The organism is Marivita sp., assembly GCF_020055675.1.
GTDB lineage: Bacteria > Pseudomonadota > Alphaproteobacteria > Rhodobacterales > Rhodobacteraceae > Marivita.
The window spans coordinates 1-2982 of record NZ_JAIPUS010000073.1 but is presented as its reverse complement, the minus strand read 5'-3'; the positions used below and the strand labels follow the sequence as shown (position 1 = coordinate 2982).

Genomic DNA, 2982 nt, shown 5'->3' with positions numbered 1-2982 from the left:
TGGTGACGTTATTGGGTGATCCAAGTAGCTTTGATTTCGTCCTCGGAGGAACGCCGTTTGACCCAACAGCCGGCACGACCCAGTCATTCGCTCAAATGGCCTCTACGTTTGGAACAACAATTCCAGCCGATGGCGGACCTGCAAACGCTGCCACAAACACGGGCGCTGTTCAATCAGATGGAAGTATTACAAGCTCAGATCCACTGATGTCTTTGATTGGAATGACCAATCCAACATGGGAAAACGATCACACCATGATGTGAAAGCAGAGTTTGTCGAGCTAGCAACTGTATTTCTTAGGCGGTTTGATTGGCCCATTTCAGGCGAGATTTGCAGAGCGCATTCGCAATCGTGACCAGCTTGCGTGCGACGGCTGTGATGACAACCTTGTGTGGCTTTCCCACGGCGCGCAAGCGGTCAGCGAAGGTTTTTCAGGATCGGGTTGTGATAACTGGCGACGAGGGCCGCCTGGAACATGACGTGTCGTAACTGACGCCGTCCTTCTGCAATGGCGCGCTTACCTCGCATGGCGCCGCTGTCATGTGCGATTGGGGACGTGCGAGCACGGCACGCCTCTTCCGGGCGACAAAGGAAGAAAAAAGCGGGTCAAGGATCTTGAGCGCGATCCTTGTCGTGATCCACCGACTGCGAGCACCTCCGTCGTGCGCGTGACCTCGATCCAGACCCAAACTGAACGAACGCGGCAGGACAGGTCTGCCTGCGGCGCTGAAAATCGCGGTCGTTGCTGCAGGATGACGCCGGTTCACGGCCTGAACCGCCCAAATGGACATCCTCGCACGGCAGTCGCGTCTATCACGAACACAATACGCTTGCGCCACTGGCCCTCTCAGGCGATTTTTACGTTAAGCGGCAGGCCACATGGGGGATGCCCGTTCATGTCATTTTGCGATTGGTTCGAGGTGAAATGGCTTTGTTGACGGCGTGGATACCCTGCCAGATCGGCTTGCTGAACGCGCCATGAGACCGCGATCAAGTCTCACCGAGCAGACGTGCCGTACCTCGGAGTGTGCGCATTGAGACCTTGCCGGTAGCGGGCTGGCCTAATTCGAAATGTCACCGCCGCGCAACCCCGATCATATCGCGAGGGCGGAGGCAGCGCCAACTGTCATGACGGGGACGGCGGAGGCATTCGTAGCGGTGGCCGCTGAGGCCATGCGCCGGGCCGAAGCGCCGCACGGTGCACGCCCGCAACTGTCAGGCATTTGATATGGATCAACGCATTCCACTTTCGGCAGGTGTAGTGATTTCATATTATACCCTGCGGCTCGACCTGCAGACGCGACAACGGCCCATGCCACATGCGCACTGAGAGAGAACCGACATGACCGATCAATTCTTCCGCCCCGCCGGAGACGAATTTCATGCCAACGACGAGATCAGCGGAACCCAAGACCGACCCGACATCGGTGCACTCGCCAATGGCGGCTTCGTCACTGTCTGGGAAAACCGCCCTTTCGACTCCGATGATGCCGGCCTGATTGACGGCATATATGCACGGGTTCATGGGCCGGATGGCACGCCGGTCTCGGATGACATCCTTGTCGGGTCCGCGCAAAGTTTCGCGCGCCCCTCGGTTGACGGGCTGGCCGACGGCAGCTTCGTCGTCGCTTGGGTGCGTTCGAATTCCTTGGAAAGCAATCCGGATTCCAGTTCGCGCGATATCATGGCCCGGCAGTTCTTGGCCGACGGCAGCGCAATTGATGACGAGTTTGTGTTGGCTCAAGGGGCGGTGCCACAGAGAAATGGTGACGGCACGCGCTATGTTGAAGAAGATCATCCATATATCGCTGGACTGCCCGATGGCGGATTTGCAGTTAGCTGGCAGGGAAATTCAGAATGGGTTCCTGACCAAGTGACCTCGTTTGGCATCGGCGCATGGACGAACAACGTGCAGGCACAGATTTACAATGCCGACGCTACCCCGCGCGGGGTAAGGATATCGCTCAATCAAGAAGCAATGTTCGATCAGATCGACCCAGAGCTTGCGCAGCTATCCGATGGTAACTTGGTTGCCGTCTGGACAGGGGCCGGTCGCGATGTCTTTGCCGGCCTCTACAGTGGCGACGGCACGCCAATCACCTCCGACTTCAGGGTCAACAGCTTTACCGAAGACGATCAGCAGTACCCTTCCATCGCGCCGCTGGTTGATGGCGGTTTCGTCGTGGTTTGGGAATCGGAGAATCAGGACAACGGAGATCAACCGCTCTACACATGGGGTGTTTTCGGGCAGCGCTTCGCGGAGGATGGTACGCCAATCGGCGAGGAGTTCCTCGTCAATACCACGATTGAAGGCAATCAGGATGATCCGGAGGTTACCGCCACGCCCGATGGCGGTTTCGTCGTGGCCTGGTCTGAAAATCAGCCGGGCACCTCGGGGGACGAAGTCATGGTCCAGCGTTACGACGCGGATGGCGTTCCGTTGGGCGGTGAGGTCGCGATCGAGGACTTTCCCGACAGCATAACGCAGGCTGCGCAATATCGTCCGGCTGTGGATGCCCTTGAAAACGGCGACGTGGCGCTGGCTTGGGTCGTCTCCGATTCCATCTACGTCGATGAGCGCAGCACAGGTATTTTCGGCCGCGTGCTCGAAACCGACATGATTGCCTCAAGTACAACAACCCTTGATAAGGGCAACTCAAATATCAATGTCGAGGGAACAACCAATCAATTTATAGATTTTGGTGGACTGGACACCTACACATTTCTCAGTCCCCTGAGTGCAAATGTGACAATTGCTGACAATAATCGATCCATAATAAATCTTCTTGAGGGAACTGAAATTACGTCCGCACTATTTCTCGCAGATGGTGTACGATTCGTTATCAATGGCAACATGGTGACGTTATTGGGTGATCCAAGTAGCTTTGATTTCGTCCTCGGAGGAACGCCGTTTGACCCAACAGCCGGCACGACCCAGTCATTCGCTCAAATGGCCTCTACGTTTGGAACAACAATTCCAGC

Annotated in this window: 2 protein-coding genes and 1 pseudogene; 2 read left to right on the top strand and 1 reads right to left on the bottom strand. The window is 56.4% G+C overall.

Annotated features, from left to right (window positions below; genetic code table 11):
• Positions 1-263: hypothetical protein (locus tag LCF59_RS17625; RefSeq protein WP_292288928.1), on the top strand; the 263-nt coding region annotated here is incomplete at its 5' end.
• A gap of 154 nt (positions 264-417) precedes the next feature.
• On the opposite strand, the pseudogene LCF59_RS17830 reads toward LCF59_RS17625, so the two are convergent.
• Positions 418-552, bottom strand: a pseudogene (locus tag LCF59_RS17830) (transposase); the annotation flags it as partial.
• 790 nt (positions 553-1342) lie between these two features.
• Here LCF59_RS17830 and LCF59_RS17620 point away from each other — a divergent pair.
• On the top strand, positions 1343-2982 hold a 1640-nt coding region (locus tag LCF59_RS17620), incomplete at its 3' end, for a hypothetical protein (RefSeq protein ID WP_292288927.1).